Annotated in this window: 12 protein-coding genes and 1 rRNA gene; 2 read left to right on the top strand and 11 right to left on the bottom strand. The window is 35.2% G+C overall.

Annotation, left to right across the window (positions count from 1 at the left end):
* The 5 genes from BLP68_RS16250 to BLP68_RS16230 all read right to left on the bottom strand — a co-directional run.
* Nucleotides 1-319, bottom strand: a 16S ribosomal RNA gene (locus BLP68_RS16250); the annotation flags it as partial.
* 468 nt (nt 320-787) lie between these two features.
* Nucleotides 788-2281 carry an acetyl-CoA hydrolase/transferase family protein gene (locus BLP68_RS16245; protein ID WP_330389200.1) on the bottom strand — a complete coding sequence of 498 codons (1494 nt, stop codon included), beginning with the start codon at nt 2279-2281 and terminating at the stop codon, nt 788-790.
* A 29-nt stretch (nt 2282-2310) separates the two neighbouring features.
* The gene (locus BLP68_RS16240; protein ID WP_091545801.1) at nt 2311-3525 is read right to left on the bottom strand and encodes a M20 family metallopeptidase; all 1215 of its coding nucleotides are present in this window, start codon (nt 3523-3525) and stop codon (nt 2311-2313) included.
* A 74-nt stretch (nt 3526-3599) separates the two neighbouring features.
* Nucleotides 3600-5018, bottom strand: a complete 1419-nt coding sequence (locus tag BLP68_RS16235; RefSeq protein WP_091545800.1) for a YfcC family protein — start codon at nt 5016-5018, stop codon at nt 3600-3602.
* A gap of 81 nt (nt 5019-5099) precedes the next feature.
* Nucleotides 5100-5861: an IclR family transcriptional regulator gene (locus tag BLP68_RS16230; RefSeq protein ID WP_091545798.1), complete on the bottom strand. Its 762-nt coding sequence runs from the start codon at nt 5859-5861 to the stop codon at nt 5100-5102.
* A 239-nt stretch (nt 5862-6100) separates the two neighbouring features.
* On the opposite strand from BLP68_RS16230, the gene BLP68_RS16225 reads away from it, so the two are divergent.
* Together BLP68_RS16225 and BLP68_RS16220 are read left to right on the top strand one after the other, a co-directional pair.
* Entirely contained in the window at nt 6101-7465 is a 1365-nt protein-coding gene (locus BLP68_RS16225; protein WP_091545797.1) for an N-acyl-D-amino-acid deacylase family protein, read from the top strand.
* A gap of 94 nt (nt 7466-7559) precedes the next feature.
* Nucleotides 7560-8729, top strand: coding sequence for a M20 family metallopeptidase (locus BLP68_RS16220; RefSeq protein WP_091545795.1), 1170 nt, complete (start codon nt 7560-7562; stop codon nt 8727-8729).
* Between the two features lie 203 nt (nt 8730-8932).
* Here the strand turns inward: BLP68_RS16220 and BLP68_RS16215 are convergent, their stop codons facing one another.
* From BLP68_RS16215 to BLP68_RS16190, 6 genes are all read right to left on the bottom strand, one after another.
* Nucleotides 8933-9841 carry a bifunctional enoyl-CoA hydratase/phosphate acetyltransferase gene (locus BLP68_RS16215; protein WP_091545793.1) on the bottom strand — a complete coding sequence of 303 codons (909 nt, stop codon included), beginning with the start codon at nt 9839-9841 and terminating at the stop codon, nt 8933-8935.
* Nucleotides 9842-9950: 109 nt separating this feature from the next.
* Nucleotides 9951-11096 (bottom strand): tetratricopeptide repeat protein, encoded by a 1146-nt coding sequence (locus BLP68_RS16210; RefSeq protein WP_091545792.1) that lies wholly within the window; start codon nt 11094-11096, stop codon nt 9951-9953.
* 23 nt (nt 11097-11119) lie between these two features.
* A complete protein-coding gene (locus BLP68_RS16205; RefSeq protein WP_091545790.1) occupies nt 11120-11605 on the bottom strand; it encodes a GNAT family N-acetyltransferase in 486 nt (161 codons plus the stop codon).
* Nucleotides 11606-11653: 48 nt separating this feature from the next.
* Nucleotides 11654-12397 (bottom strand): hypothetical protein, encoded by a 744-nt coding sequence (locus BLP68_RS16200; protein ID WP_091545789.1) that lies wholly within the window; start codon nt 12395-12397, stop codon nt 11654-11656.
* A 34-nt stretch (nt 12398-12431) separates the two neighbouring features.
* Nucleotides 12432-14195, bottom strand: a complete 1764-nt coding sequence (locus tag BLP68_RS16195; RefSeq protein ID WP_091545787.1) for a B12-binding domain-containing radical SAM protein — start codon at nt 14193-14195, stop codon at nt 12432-12434.
* Nucleotide 14196: 1 nt separating this feature from the next.
* Complete coding sequence (locus tag BLP68_RS16190; RefSeq protein ID WP_091545786.1) at nt 14197-14961, bottom strand: GNAT family N-acetyltransferase; 765 nt, start codon at nt 14959-14961, stop codon at nt 14197-14199.
* Nucleotides 14962-15025 lie beyond the last annotated feature (64 nt).

Below are 15025 nucleotides of genomic sequence, written 5' to 3'. Positions count from 1 at the left end.
ATCACCCTCTCAGGTCGGCTACTGATCGTCGCCTTGGTGGGCCATTACCCCACCAACTAGCTAATCAGACGCGGGCCCATCCTGTACCGAAATTCTTTGACCCATAAGGGATGCCCCTTTAGGGTTTTATGAGGTATTAGCAACGGTTTCCCGTTGTTGTCCCTCTGTACAGGGTAGGTTGCCCACGCGTTACTCACCCGTCCGCCGCTAAGTTTATTAAATTCCATCCGAAAACTTCCTTTAATAAACTCCGCTCGACTTGCATGTGTTAGGCACGCCGCCAGCGTTCATCCTGAGCCAGGATCAAACTCTTAATCAAAATTTCTGGGTACATCTTTTAAAAGATGTGTTTTTTTGCTGGCTTAATATCTATACTGTTTAGTTTTCAAGGACCTATTTTTAGGGCCTCAGCCCCATCCGCCATCAAGTGGCGACTTAACTACTATATCACTTTTTTTATTCTGTGTCAAGTGATATTTGAATTTTTTTTCGCTCCGTATGTTTAGTAGACTTTTCGTCTTCCCTTCGAAGCGACTTAATCAATATATCAGTTTTCGACAAAAGTGTCAACAGGTGATTAGCTAGTATGTTTTTCCAATTGGGTAGTTAGGTACGTAATCCTATTTTCTTAATAAATGCTTCCATCATTGGTTTAAAAAAAGCTTACATAAATATAGAATTAACATTTTTAATAACTCTTATTCATTGTATTTAAAAATAAATAACATTTTAAAACCCCACCAAATAGTTTTCAGCTCACAACTAAATAAGCGGGGTTCTTACTAGTCTATTTTTTCATTGTTCCAGTTGACAAAAATCTATAATGCCACGACAAAGCTTCGTTTAGCTTATGACTAATATGACATTGATTCATTTCATTACTATAGTACTCCAGTAAGGCATCTTTATAATCTGGATGTGCACAATTATTAATTATAACCTTAGCTTTTTCCTTCGGTGATAACCCTCTTAAATCAGCTACTCCCTGCTCTGTAATTACAACCTGCACATCATGCTCTGTATGATCACAATGGGAGACCAATGGCACTATGGAAGAAATTTTTCCTCCCTTTGCAGTAGAAGGAGTTGTAAAAATAGATATATATGCATTTCTAGTAAAATCTCCAGATCCACCTATGCCATTCATCATTTTTGTGCCCATAATATTTGTTGAATTAACATCACCATATATATCTACTTCTATTGCTGTATTCATACTAATGACGCCTAGTCTTCTTATTACTTCAGGGCTATTACTAATCTCTTGAGGTCTTAAAATAATTTTATCTTTATATTTAGCGATATTATTATAAAACCTTTCTAGCCCCTTAGGGGAAAGGGTTAAGGATGAGCCAGATGCAATATTAACCTTGTCACTATCGATTAAGTCTAGCACTGAGTCCTGTATTACCTCTGAGTAAATAGAAAGCCCACTAAATTTCGACTTAACTAAGCCTCCTAGTACTGCATTCGCTACAGCTCCGACACCTGATTGCAATGGCAAAAGATTTTCTGGAAGTCTCTTATTATCTACTTCATTTTCTAGAAAGTCTATAAGATTGTCTGCCATCCGTTGGCTGATTTCATCTATTTCAGGAAATTCCTTTACACTATCCGGTATGTCACTAATAACAATTGCCTTTATTTTATCTGGACTAACCTTAATATATGTTTCTCCAATACGATCCTTTGGAGTAATTACCGGTATAGGGATTCTATTGGGTGGTTTAAGAGGTTGATATACATCGTGGATTCCCTCAAGCTCTTTAGGGTGTCGTGTGTTTATTTCTATAATAACCAATTCAGCATTTTCAATAAAGGCTGGCGTATTTCCAAGAGATGTGGAAGGAATAATATACCCTTCTTCTGTTATGGCTATGGCTTCAACAATAGCTATATCTATTTTTGATAAAAATCCATATCTAACGAAGTCAGACACATGGCTTAGGTGCATGTCAATATAATCTATCTCTCCGCAATTAATTTTATTTCTACAATCACTTTGAGTTTGATATGGTAGTCTTTTCTTTATAGCGCCAACTCTAGCCAATTCTCCATCTAACTCATCACCAACTGAAGCCCCAGTATACAAATTGATTTTTAAATCGATTCCTTCTCTCTTTATTCTTTCTGCCAATGCCTTGGGTACTGCTTTAGGATATCCGGCAGGAGTAAATCCACTTGTAGCAATTGTCATACCATCCTTTATTAAAGCAGCAGCTTCCATTGCAGACATAATTTTATCATGATAATCTTTATTTTTTATTCTTTCCATTATCATAGTTTTCACCCCAAAGTCTCAAAAGTATATTATTCTTCCATTCCACAAAATTCTAATGCAGCTAAAAAGTAAACCTCAACTGCCTCTTCTAATTCCTTTATAGCTATTTTTTCATTTTTAGTATGGGAATAGCTTATATTACCTGGTCCATAAACGATTGTCGGTATTCCAGCAAAATTAGAAAGCAAAGATGCATCTGTCCAACCTCGTTTGGTTGATAGGGTAGCTTCTTTTTCAAGAACGGTGCTTAAAGCATTTTTCACTGCCTTTGCAATTGGCTGATCTAACTTTGTTTCAAGTGGCAGGTGATCAAGGGTTAACATATTATTTGGCATACGTACGATTTCAGCCTCGAATTCTGGATCTTCCTTTTTAATTTTATCAATTACCTCTTGATACTCACCTATAACTGATTCTACAGTTTCTCCTGGTATATATCTTCTATCTATTTGAATTATGCAACTATCCGCAACTGTACTTGGTTGAATTCCGCCCTTTATGTGACCAAAATTCATAACCGATGGTCCCATCAAAGGATTTTTTCTTTCTGCAAGCTTTGGATATATTGTATCTTTTATTTCCTTGATTAAAACTGCTGCCTTTTCAATTGCATTAATTCCAAGATGTGGGACTCCACCATGGGCTGCCCTACCCTGGATTCGAATTTCTAACCATTCAAGGCCTCTATGTCCAGCTGAATACTCATAGCTTGAGGGCTCCCCTACAATGGCTCCATCTGCCTTTATTCCGCTTTTAACTAAGTCTTCTGTTCCTTCACTTTGTTCTTCTTCTCCTATAACTCCAGTAAATATTATATCACCTTTAATTTTAATTCCCGACTCTTTAATTGCCTTCATCATAGTTATCATTGAAGCAATTGGTCCCTTCATGTCTACTGTACCTCTACCATGAATATATCCATCAACAATTTCTGCTTCATATGGGTCAAAGTCCATTTCTCCTGGAGGAACTGTATCTAGGTGTCCATTTAATAGAAGGTTTCTACCACCACCAATGCCTTTTAAAGTAACTATGACATTTACTCTTCCATCAACAATAGGCTTCACTTCAACATCAAAGCCTTGCTCCTCACAATATTTTCCTAGAAACAATCCAACTTCTCTTTCTCTTCCTGGATGATTAACATGACTGGGTATTCTAATTAGCTGCTGCGTTAGCTTAACTAAATCTTCTTTGTTATAATAGTTAGCAATGTATCCCTTCCAATCCTTTAAGTTTATCATAAACTATTCGCTCCCATCATTTACCAAACTAAATCCTCAGAAGCCTGAGGATTTAGTTTGAATTTTATTAGTTGCTACTGAAGATTAATTAATGTTGCAATTATTAAGAATACTGCACCTGAACCTATCCACATTCCCATCAATGGGAGAATCCACTTAAACCATTTCTCATATGGTACTTTTCCTATTGCCAGGTAGCTCATTAATACAGCTGAAGTTGGTATAATTGAGTTTGTAAAACCATCACCAAACTGATACGCAAGTACTGCAGTTTGTCTTGTTACTCCTACCAAATCCGCCAGTGGTGCCATTATTGGCATAGTTGTTGCTGCCTGACCACTTCCTGATGGTATGAAGAAATTTAGTATTACTTGTACAACGTACATCAATAATGCTGCCATTACACTTGGCAATGATGATATTCCTGCTGCAGTTGCATGTATAATTGTATCGATTATTTGTCCTGATTCCATTACCACAAGGATTGCTCTTGCTATTCCTACTACTAAAGCTCCAAAGGCTATTCCTTTTGCTCCTTCTACAAAATGACCTGCTGCTTTACTAGGTCTTACTCCACCTACTAAGCTTGCAAATATACCCATCATCAAGAATAAAGAGGTTAGTTCTTGTATATACCAGTCATGAGCTTTAATTCCATATATCATTATAACAAAGCCTACAACCATTACTGCAAACACGCCATAATGTCTACCATTCAGCTCTGGTATAGCTGATAAGTCTAAGTTTGCTTTACTTTCCTTTTCCAGATCATAAACAACACTTGACTCAGGATTTTCTTTTACCTTCTTTGCGTATCTCATTACGTACCATGCACCTATTATTAGTGTTACAATAAATATTGCTATTCTAAATCCTAATGCAGAAAACATAGGTACTTCTGCAATGGTTTGTGCAACACCAACTGTAAATGGATTCATGAATCCACCTGTAAAGCCTGCCGCTGCACCTAATGTTATCATGGCTATCCCAACAATGGCATCATAGCCTAAAGCCCTTGCCAGAGCAATACCTATTGGTACGAAGACTATTGTTTCCTCTGCCATCCCTATTGTTGCTCCACCTAACCCAAATATAAACATCATTGCCGGTATAATTAAGCTTCCTTTGTCCTTCAAGGCTAAAGCAGCTCTACCTATTCCTGCGTCAATTGCTCCTGTACCTTGTATCATGGCAAAGGCTCCACCTACAATAAGAATAAAGAAAATTATACTATTAGATGCCTGCATTCCTTGATGCACTGATGTAAATAGATGAGGTTTTTCAAAGGAGAAGAATTTTACTGGTGTTTGTTCAACTCTGTGGTAAGATGCTGGATCTACCACTGTTCTTCCACTGTTTGGATCTTGAACTCTATCGTATGTTCCTGCTGGTATAAAATAAGTTCCTAAAAAAGCAATGATTACAATTGAAAAAATGATTACATAGGTGTGGGGTACCTTAAACTTTTTCTTGGCTACACTTTCACTACTCATTTACACAACCTCCTTTAATTTAATGAACACAACTACAACCGAGAGACTATCCACCTCCTTATTTTTCTTAATTATTTATTTTTAAGGTATTAAGCTACTAATTTTATTTGCACCACGTATTACTGTATTTTTTATTTCATTAAGTCTTGCTTGATTTATACTAGCTTTAATACCTGCTGCTGCAACACACCCAACAACTTCTCCCTTTGTGTTTCTTACTGGTGCTCCTACACCTATTGCGCCCTTTGCGTTTTCTCCATTACTTATTGCATATCCCTGTATTCTTATTTTCTCATATTCCTTAAGTAATGCTTCTGGGTCTGTTATTGTTCTTTCATTTTTCTTCTCCAGTGGCGTAGAATATACTATATCCCTTAGTTCGCTCAATGGTTTATGAAATGCCATTATAGTTTTACCATATGCTCCACAGTGTATTGGATAAAAAGAACCTGGTTTATATCCCATTCTAACCGAGATATAATCTTCAACCTCATATAGTGTCATTATTCTATTACCCTCTTTTACTGCATATCCTACAGATAGACTTAACTTTTCAGCAATATTTTCGATTATGCTATGAATCTCATCTATGTAACCCATACTATGAAGATAGGATGCTCCAATATGATAGCTTAAAGGTCCAAGCTTATATTTCTTTGTTACTGGACTTTGTAATACCATCATTTCCTCTATTAATGAAGATAATATCCTATGAACAGTGCTTCTATTTATATTAAGAGCTTTGCTAATCTCAATTGCTGTAAACTGATATGGTTCTGAAGATAGGTAATTTAATATAGCTATAGCCTTTTTTAACGAAGCCAAGGTTCCATTATCTTGCATAATAACCTCCCTGAAAATTATTGTGTTCGCATAATGAACACTTGTTTGTTTTATGAACATTTTCGTGTATAATATATTCTATAAAGATTTATTAATTCCTCTTTTTATTTTAAATTTTTTAAATATTTAGTTTGTTTATATAAACTTATTAATGTTTATTTTAGTTATGCTTATTAAATTACATATTAATGGTGATTTAAACTCTTGTGTTTTCAAATATATAATAAGGAGGGATTTATTTGTATGATTTAAAAATTATCAATGGTACAGTTTTAAACTTTGAAACTAACAAAGGCGAAAACTGCAATATTGGTATCAAAGAGGGTGTTATTTCCTGCATTGGAGCTTGCCCTGAATCAGCTAAGAAGGAAATTGATGCTGAGGGGAAAATAGTGTCTCCTGGTTTTATTGACATTCATATGCACGAAGAGGTACTAGACTATGCCAAAGCCCATGACTCATATGATATATCCAATAGCATGGTGTTAATGGGTGTAACTACTTGTGTAGCCGGCAATTGCGGTAATAATAGACAAAGCCTAGAGGATTTCATTGGATTTATTCAAAAATATGGTGCTCCAGTAAACTACCTCTCCTTCATTGGTCATAATTATCTACGTAATGAAGTAGGCAGTGCTGACAGATATAAAAAATCATCAAAGCCACAGATATCACAAATGCAGAAAATAGTAATAGACAGTTTATCGAGGGGAGCTGTAGGAATTTCCTTTGGTTTGGAATATTCTCCTGGAGTCGATCTTGAGGAAGTGCTAAGTTTATGTAATGTTGTTGAAGATAAAAACCTTCTTCTATCAGCCCATTACCGAAAGGATGCTAAGCACGCCATCGATTCATTAAATGAACTAGTTGATATATCTAAATTATCAGGGTTTCCAATGCAGATATCTCACCTTGGTAGTTGCTCTGCCTATGGTCAAATGAAGGAAGCTCTTGAGCTTATACAAAATGCTATTACCCAAGGTCATGATATATCAGCCGATTGCTACCCCTACGATGCTTTTAGCACCTATATCGGCTCAGCTGTATTTGATGAGGGCTGCTTTGAATTATGGAATAAAAGCTACGACAGTATACTTTTAACAGAAGCACCCTATAAGGGTATTCGATGCAACCAAGAGCTGTTTTATAAAGTGAGAGAAGAACACCCCAACCTGTTGGCTGTTGCCTTTGTAATGAATGAAAATGAGGTTGTAGAAGCTCTTAAGTCTCCCTTTGTAATGGTTGCCAGTGATGGTCTTTTCAGAGATGGCCAAGGGCACCCTAGAGCAGCAGGATCTTTTCCTCGGGTATTAGGAAAACTTGTTAGAGAGGATCAAGAGTTATCTTTGATTGCCGCTATAAAAAAGATGACTATTATGCCAGCAAAAAGATTAGGATTGAATAGTAAAGGTGTTATAAAAGAGGGTTATGATGCAGATATAGTAATATTCGATCCATTGACAATTATTGATACTGCCACCTATGAAGCCCCGAAGAATACTCCTATAGGAATTGATTATGTAATAATAAACGGTACAATAGCTGTAGAAAATAATAGTATAGTAAACGGTACTATTGGAATGTACATTCCATCTAGATTATAATTAGAAGTATATGATGTAATAAATAACATAAATTTCAATTTAAGTTATAATTAAAGGTAAGGCTTTGAAAATCTAATTAAAGGGAGAGGTAAAAATGATTAAAGAGGTAAAAGAGTTATCTGAAGACCTAAAGCCTCAGCTAATTGAACTAAGCAACTACATATTTGATAACCCAGAGCTGGGCTATGAAGAATTTAAAGCCTGCAGTGCCCATGTTGCCCTACTAAAAAAGTTTGATTTTGAGGTTGAAGAAGGGTATATGAATATTAAAACGGCATTTAAAGCTGTTTATGATAGTAAAAAACCCGGGCCAGTTATAGCATTTCTATCTGAATATGATGCTTTACCCGGTTTAGGCCATGGTTGTGGTCACAATTTGTTAGGTGCTACTAATACAGGTGCAGGAATAGTATTAAGTAAGCTAATTAAGCAGCATGATCTTTCTGGAAAAGTAGTTGTATACGGTACTCCGGCAGAAGAAACCAGCGGCGCTAAGGTGGCCATGGCAGATAACGGTGCCTTTAGTGATGTTGACATAGCTTTAGAGGTTCACCCTGGCAGTAAGCATACCCAAAGTGGAACTTCTTTGGCAATGGAGGCTATAGAGTTTACCTTCAGGGGCAAAACATCCCATGCTGCGGCAGCTCCTGAAAAAGGAATTAACGCTCTAGATGCTGCTATTCAAACCTTTGTTAATATTGGTGCATTAAGACAGCACATTTTAACTACTTCAAGAATTCATGGTGTAATAATCGAGGGAGGCAAAGCTGCTAATATCGTGCCAGATTTGGCTATTGCACAATTTTATGTAAGGGCAACAACTAAAACGTATCTGTTGGAGTTAGTAGAAAAGGTCAAGAATTGTGCTACTGCTGCAGCCTTAGCTACCGGTGCAAAGCTAGAGATTCGAAACTATGAGGCCTCATATGATAATCTTGTTACTAACCAAAAGCTATCAGAGACCTTTACTAAAAGATTAAAAGACATGGGAGTCAGCAACGTGTATGGAGCTAGAGAAAGCTTTGGTTCTTTGGATATTGGTAATGTTAGCCAGCTGGTACCTACAATACACCCTTATTTTTCAATATGTGAAGAGGATCATCCAGCCCATACAGTGGAATTTAGAGATGCAACTAAAACTCAAATGGCCTACGATTCTATGGCAAGCACAATTGGTGGTCTAGTACTTACAGCCTATGATGTACTTACAGATAGTTCTCTTTTAGATGAGATAAAAAATGAATTTGTAAATACGGAAAAATAGAGCTGAATGTTGAATGTTAAATGTTGAATGTTGAATGAATTAATAAAGGAAAAGTACTAGAGAAGATTAAATTGAAAATTGAGAATTGGAAATGAAAATAAAATAAGCAGATGATCAACAGCTTGGCTTTTGTATCATCTGCTTTTTACTTACCACTTATATTCTTATACATATCTTTTATCTTTTCATTACACATTGCACAATTAACTATTTGCTGCAACAACACTACCTAGTGCAATTGAGTATAGCTTAGTTTCAGAATCATCTGCTCTTGATACAAGCACCACAGGTGCCTTTGCCCCCATAATAATTCCTGCTGATTTAGAGTTGGCCATATAAGTAAGGGCTTTACCTATACCATTTCCAACTTCAATAGTTGGCACCAAAATAATATCCGCTTCACCAGCAACAGGACTTTTGTATCCCTTTACTTCTGCTGCCTCTTTAGATACTGCTAAGTCAAAGGCTATTGGTCCTTCAACTATAACTCCATCTCCAAAGCTTCCTTCTTCTGCAAGCCTTTTAAGCTCGGCACCATCCACTGTTGCTGGCATTTTATCACTGACCTTTTCCTTTGCTGCTAAGCAGGCAACTTTTATTTCATCATTACCCAATGCTTTAGCTGATAATACTGCATTCATCAGTATTCCCTTTTTCTCTTCCAGCCCAGGATTTATGTTCATACCGCCATCGGTTAAGAATAAAAGCTTGTGATATTTTTCCACCTCATATACCATAACATGACTAAGAAGGCGATTCGTACGAAGCCCAACCTCTTTATCAAGAACTGCCTTCAATAGAATTGATGTATCAAGGATACCCTTCATAACAAAATCAGCTTCTCCAGAAGAGACAAGTCTAACAGCCTCTAGAGCAGCTTCCATTAAGTCGGGTTTGTTAATTACTGTAAACTGTTTTAAGTCAATGTTATTCTCTACAGCAATTGCTTTTATCTTTTCTTCATCTCCGACTAATATTCCATCAATGATATTATATTGCTTTGCATCAGAAACTGCTTTTAAAACATCTAGGTCTTGAGCAGCAGCAACTACTAGTCTCATTTTTTTCTGGGTTTGTGCTCTTTTTAATAAATCAGATAAGTTTTTTATCATAATATCACCCCGTATTATTAATATTTTTTAATTCCTAAAATAAATTAGCAAGTCTATATTATTACTTCGCTATTGTTTAGTGTTTTCCTCCATATTTTTTGCAATATAATTAATTGTTAGTTATCTTCAGCTGACTTTGAAGCTTTTTAAAACAAAGCTGGGTAATTTCATCATCTGGGTTTAATTCAAGAGATCGCCGAATAATTTCTTCTGCCTCAAGTAGGCATCCTGTCTCCATATATACCATAGCAAGATTACATAGAATTTCACTATTATCTCCACCAATTCTCAAGGCCCTTGTGAAATAATCTATGGCTTCCTGCAGGTCATTAATGCTACTGTAGCATAGTCCAAGCTCCACCAATGAATCCAGTTGATCTTCCTCTAGCTCTAAAACCTGTTCAAAGCTATTTATTGCTTCTTTGTAGTTTCCAAGTAGTCGGTTACCTAATCCTACAAAAAAGTAAAGATTCCACCACTCTTTATACTCCTCTAGTAATTCTTCTAGAATCGGTACTCCTATTTGTGGTTTTCCAGATAATATGGCTTCGTACCCCTCTTCATAAAGGGCTAAATCTTTAATTTCTCTAAGCAAAACAATCACATTATCTTTTAGAAGTTCCTCATCCGACACATTTAAATAAATTTCACCCATTTTTCGGGATTTGATAAACTGTTTTTCATAACGATATAAGTATGCAAGGTGATAGTAAATCAACGGCTCTTCAATACCCCTATTGAGTAATTCCTCAAATTTTTCTTTTGCTTCTTTATGAAAAGCCTTTGACTGCTTATGTCCTGACTTTAAATATTCATTTCCATAGTTGGCAACTGCAGCAGCATAATTTAATAATCCTTTTGGGTTTTGAGGATTAATTGTTACTAGGGCCTTAAAAAAAATTATACTTTCGATAGGCTTGTTACTATCTATATATTTGACTCCTTGATACATAATATAAGCTTCAATATTAGCGTCAAAAGCATAAAGAAATTTTATGTACTCTTCTAAATATTTGAAATTAGAGTCAATTCCAATGGTATGAATCATACCTCTAACAATTGCTGCAACAGTTAAAACCTCATCAGGTCTTTTCTTTTTAATATTTTCTGCCAGTTCTTCCGTCAATATAGGTACATCTAGCCCCTCTGAAGGTAGCTGATAATTTTCAACCCCTACTTCTGCATCTCCCTTAAGTTGAACAAATGAAAGCTCTTGAGATTTTTCCTTAAGATATGGTTCAATTAAAAACTCCATAGACTTTCCCCCACTATAATATTTTACAATAGCTTATGAAATATAATATCATCTACATAAATTCCTTTTTTATCATTATAATGATGCTGATATACACAGCCAGAAACACTGAATCCACAGGCCAATATAGTATTAATGGATGGTTTGTTATCACTGTATATATATGCCCTTGCCAGTTTAATACCTGATTTCTTTAATTCTTCTAAACAGTACAAGGTGAAGCTACTTGCAATATGCTTTCCTCTATAAGCAGGATCAACAGCTATTGTCAGTAATCCACTATGTTTTTTAGCTCCTTCTCCTCTTGAGCACCTAAACACAGCCACAACTTCATTATCTTCCTTTGCAACAAATAAGTAGTAGTTTGGATTTTGCAACCAATCTAGTAGCTGTTTTTCATTTTCCACCTCAGAGAAGGAAACCTCAGATGCTTCCTCCACTAGCTTTCTAAATAATATTACAGCTCCTGTTATATCTATTGTAGACATTTTTTCGTATTTTATATTCAATTTATATCCCCCCTTAATACCTTTAAATGAGTTCTTTATGTACTTCTATTAAAACTTTCTCATGAATAGTCTCTTTCTCCTGTTGCTGGTACTCAATAGATCAAAAAGATATCCACGATATATCATTGCAAAGGCTAACCAGATTTGTCCTAAAATATACAATAATATGCCTTGTGAGTTCAAGAAAATATTCAGTAGTGAATATCTTGTAATAGAGGTTATTAGATTTCCTGTAAAAAAGAAAAGCACCAAAAATAATATACTATTGGGAATAAACCATTCCAACCAGTTGTCCCTAACAAAAGCCATAGAATATGTTATGGTTTCCCATGGATTATAATGTTTTTGATAAATTACTTCTGGTAAAGAATTCAAAAGTATGAATAAAAGAAAGCTAATCATTAGCCTTAATGCAGTTGGTGATAGTGTAAACATCAATAAAGGAGCCACTACTAAATCGAAGGCCAATGATGCAACCCAAAATACAAATAGAATTCCCCAAACCTTTCTTAGGTAGGCCGTAAATCCATCTTTAAAGTCTTGAAAACTAATCTTATTCCTAGTTACTATACAGTTTAAAAGATAAAGGTAGTTTGATATTAAGGCACTTGTTGCAATGATAAGGATAATACCAGCTAAGATCCAAAAGTATTGTAAAATACTATAAAGAAAAATTGTTGCAATCGAATAAAACAAACCCATAAAAATAATCGGCCAGTTTTTCTTCGCGCTTTTAAATGTGTCCTTTAATATACCACGATTTGTGTATAAAAGGTCTCTTAATATTTCCATTTATATCACCCCTGTAATTTTAATACCCACTATATTAATCCTGAAATGAAACCTCATAATACTTAGAATGATCTATGGCTTTGCTTTCCATATCATAGTCAAAAAGCAAAATAGTATTTTTCTTAACTGCTTCCTTAAACAGTTTAGGTATGCGTTCCAATTCAACTACATTATATCGAAACTTTTCAAAATGAACTTTTTTAATGATTTGCTTTGCTGGAATATCGGTGTATACTGCTAAATACTTATGTATATTTTCTTCCTGCTGTAGAAATTCATGACATTTGTTTTTGAAGTTATCTTCAATTATTCTAGGCAGAAAGCTTGGTATAGAAGATGATCGGGTATTTTTAAGATAGTCAAATTTTAAAACCTCCTGGAATACGTCTAACCCTTCAAAACCCTGCTCCATGTAAAAGTCCAAAAGAATTTGATATAGGAGGTTTTTACTATGGGCTTGATGCTGATGGCCTCTATTATTCCAATATTTCCACAACTCTTCGAAAAAACTAAAATCATTACTATAAAAGTTTTGTACTATCGCTTCAATTGATGCAGTAAAAATCCTAGAATTCCAATAGGTTTCAATCATTTCCTCAACGCCCTTAAGACGTATGATTTCGCCATAGTTTAATGCATTACTCTGTAGCACCTCATAGGGTGGTTTACTACTATATACATACTGGTATTTTTCTGCATTGATTTTGAGGCCTGAACCCTTTAAAAGTTTTAAAAAACCCACCTGTAGCTTCTCGGGTCTTAAGGCAAAAACATCGTTAAAGGATTTTCTAAAGGAATAATAGTCTTCCATAGGTAGTCCCACTATTAAATCTAGATGCTGATGAATATTTCTATAGGAGGCTATCCTAATAACTATTTTCTTTAGTATATCAAAGTTCATTTTACGATCAATAGCCTTCAAGGTCTCTTCATTTGTTGATTGTATTCCTATTTCAAATTGAAAAAGTCCTGTGGGCACAGATTCAAGAAAAATTAACATTTCTTCGTCTATTAAATCAGCAGTCACCTCAAAGTGAAAGTTAGTTATACCATTATTATTTTCTAATATAAATTTCATTATTTCTAGTGCGTATTCTTTTCGTGCATTGAAGGTACGGTCAACAAACTTCACCTGTCTTACCTCTGTCTTTAGTAGGTACATAAGCTCCTCTTTCACCCGTTCAATCGGTAAATAATCAACCCCTTGAAATGATGAAGATAAACAGTATTGGCAATTAAATGGGCATCCCCTAGAGCTTTCATAATATACGATTTTATCCTTATCTATAGCTTCATCTTCATAGGGAAATGGAAGCTCTACCATTTTTAGCTTATCGGAATGTTCTGAAGTAAAAAACACATTTCCCCGTGCTCTATAGACAATACCTGGAATTTCAGAATAGTCACCATATTTATATAATGTATCCAATAGATTTTTAAAGGTTAATTCGCCATCTCCAATAACTACAATATCAATTGCATCATTATTTTTCATGAGAACATCTGCATCGAAGGAAACCTCTGGCCCTCCCAATATAATGGTTAACTCTGGCATTACTTTTTTAATTGAATCGCATATTTCCAAAACCATATCAATATTCCATATATAACAGGAGAAACAAAGCACATCGGGATGAGCTTTATATATTTCTGCCAGTATATATTCAATATGATGATTAATAGTAAATTCCATAGTTTGAGTTTCTGGAAAAAGCTTCTCTACGGACTTTTTCAAGTACCTAATAGCCAGATTTGTATGTATATACTTTGCATTCAAAGCCGTTAAGAGCACCTTCATCTTATTCCTCTTTTCTTGATTTCTTTCTCAATCCAAACCATAGTATTTTATCCCAAAAAACAAACCCCATTTCCTTTGCAAGGTTCTTGGATGCATTATTGTCTGCCCTGATATGTACATAAGGTATGTTCCCTCTTGCTATGGTTTTATGGATTAAGTCTGCAGTAATTATTTTAGCCAGTCCTTTATTGCGATAATCAGAGACTGTATACATAACACCCAATGAATTATCTTCTCGTACCAATGCCCAAGATATTGGAGAGCCTTCCTGATTAGTTAGTTTGGAAGAAGGTCTATTTTTTATACATTCCAACAAATATTCTCTTGAGGTTTCATCGCGATAAGTATAGTAACGATCGACTATTTCAATGTCTTGCTCCTGTAAATAGGGTAATCCTTCTAAGTTTTCATACTTACTATACAATTCCTCTGGTAAATAAAATAGCTCACAATCTTCATCCCATGCCAGCTCATATTCTTTAAGGTGCTTCATAACAATTTCAGCAGTTTTGTTTTGAATACCACAAAAGCCAACCTCATCTGTTAGCGGGAAGCTACTCAGCATACTTCTTACCATATCCTCATCTTTACTATATGGTATCACCCAATAGTCGTCTTTTAATACAAACCCTCTAGGACTTTCCAGATTGTCCACATAAATTTTAATGCCTTTATTGTTTTTCATTCTACCAATAGTATTTAGATTTGCGGCTATATTATCCCTTATAAGAGGGTCTATTATAGACCAATTATCTGTTAAATACACATTATCCCCCCCTTAAAATACATATACATTATAACATAGATAGTATAGTTTTGCAGTTCAATAA

It is taken from the genome of Alkaliphilus peptidifermentans DSM 18978, assembly GCF_900101495.1.
Lineage (GTDB): Bacteria > Bacillota > Clostridia > Peptostreptococcales > Natronincolaceae > Alkaliphilus_C > Alkaliphilus_C peptidifermentans.
The sequence above is the reverse complement of the archived record's forward strand: the minus strand, read 5'-3'. Positions and strand labels throughout refer to the sequence as shown.

What these genes read in the sequence shown, in the direction of transcription:
- BLP68_RS16245 (WP_330389200.1), bottom strand. Translation starts at nt 2,281, where the DNA reads ATGATAATGGAAAGAATAAAAAATAAAGATTATCATGATAAAATTATG.
- BLP68_RS16240 (WP_091545801.1), bottom strand. Translation starts at nt 3,525, where the DNA reads ATGATAAACTTAAAGGATTGGAAGGGATACATTGCTAACTATTATAAC.
- BLP68_RS16235 (WP_091545800.1), bottom strand. Translation starts at nt 5,018, where the DNA reads ATGAGTAGTGAAAGTGTAGCCAAGAAAAAGTTTAAGGTACCCCACACC.
- BLP68_RS16230 (WP_091545798.1), bottom strand. Translation starts at nt 5,861, where the DNA reads ATGCAAGATAATGGAACCTTGGCTTCGTTAAAAAAGGCTATAGCTATA.
- BLP68_RS16220 (WP_091545795.1), top strand. Translation starts at nt 7,560, where the DNA reads ATGATTAAAGAGGTAAAAGAGTTATCTGAAGACCTAAAGCCTCAGCTA.
- BLP68_RS16215 (WP_091545793.1), bottom strand. Translation starts at nt 9,841, where the DNA reads ATGATAAAAAACTTATCTGATTTATTAAAAAGAGCACAAACCCAGAAA.
- BLP68_RS16210 (WP_091545792.1), bottom strand. Translation starts at nt 11,096, where the DNA reads ATGGAGTTTTTAATTGAACCATATCTTAAGGAAAAATCTCAAGAGCTT.
- BLP68_RS16200 (WP_091545789.1), bottom strand. Translation starts at nt 12,397, where the DNA reads ATGGAAATATTAAGAGACCTTTTATACACAAATCGTGGTATATTAAAG.
- BLP68_RS16195 (WP_091545787.1), bottom strand. Translation starts at nt 14,195, where the DNA reads ATGAAGGTGCTCTTAACGGCTTTGAATGCAAAGTATATACATACAAAT.